Annotated in this window: 2 tRNA genes and 2 rRNA genes; all 4 read left to right on the top strand. The window is 49.2% G+C overall.

The window, feature by feature from the left end:
• Positions 1 to 117: ribosomal RNA gene (locus tag ACLIBH_RS14370) — 16S ribosomal RNA — on the top strand; the annotation flags it as partial.
• Positions 118 to 342: 225 nt separating this feature from the next.
• Positions 343 to 419: transfer RNA gene (locus ACLIBH_RS14365), tRNA-Ile, on the top strand.
• 18 nt (positions 420 to 437) lie between these two features.
• Positions 438 to 510: transfer RNA gene (locus ACLIBH_RS14360), tRNA-Ala, on the top strand.
• A gap of 80 nt (positions 511 to 590) precedes the next feature.
• A 23S ribosomal RNA gene (locus ACLIBH_RS14355) occupies positions 591 to 709 on the top strand; the annotation flags it as partial.

Genomic DNA, 709 nt, shown 5'->3' with positions numbered 1-709 from the left:
ACACCCGAAGTCGGTGAGGTAACCATTTGGAGCCAGCCGCCGAAGGTGGGGCCAATGATTGGGGTGAAGTCGTAACAAGGTAGCCGTATCGGAAGGTGCGGCTGGATCACCTCCTTTCTAAGGATAATTAGAAAGCGAAAGCGCCTGGTCATCGGCGTACAGACTGGACGTCTCCTGACAAGATAAAGGAAACACGATGAGCCTTTAGGTAAATCGATGTTGACTTATCGCCGGAAGGAGAAGGAAGTCTGCTAGTAGATAGGAGCTTTCGCTGGACTACGGAAGGCATACGAAGTTGTTTGGTTCAGTTTTGAGGGAGTAATCTCTCTTTATTTAATTGATGGGCCTGTAGCTCAGCTGGTTAGAGCGCACGCCTGATAAGCGTGAGGTCGGTGGTTCGAGTCCACTCAGGCCCACCATCTAAATAGAAAACATTTGGGGCCTTAGCTCAGCTGGGAGAGCGCCTGCCTTGCACGCAGGAGGTCAGCGGTTCGATCCCGCTAGGCTCCATTTTGTACCTTGAAAACTAAATAAGAATGAGTAATCAATGACATCAACAAAAAGTAAAGCGTCAACGCTTATTTTAAGTTAGTTAAGTGAATAAGGGCGCACGGTGGATGCCTTGGTACTAGGAGCCGAAGAAGGACGGGACTAACACCGATATGTCTCGGGGAGTCGTAAGTAGACGTTGATCCGGGAATTTCCGAAT

The organism is Virgibacillus sp. W0430 (assembly GCF_051846935.1).
Lineage (GTDB): Bacteria > Bacillota > Bacilli > Bacillales > Amphibacillaceae > JBPYCR01.
This window is presented reverse-complemented; position numbering and strand designations above follow the sequence as displayed.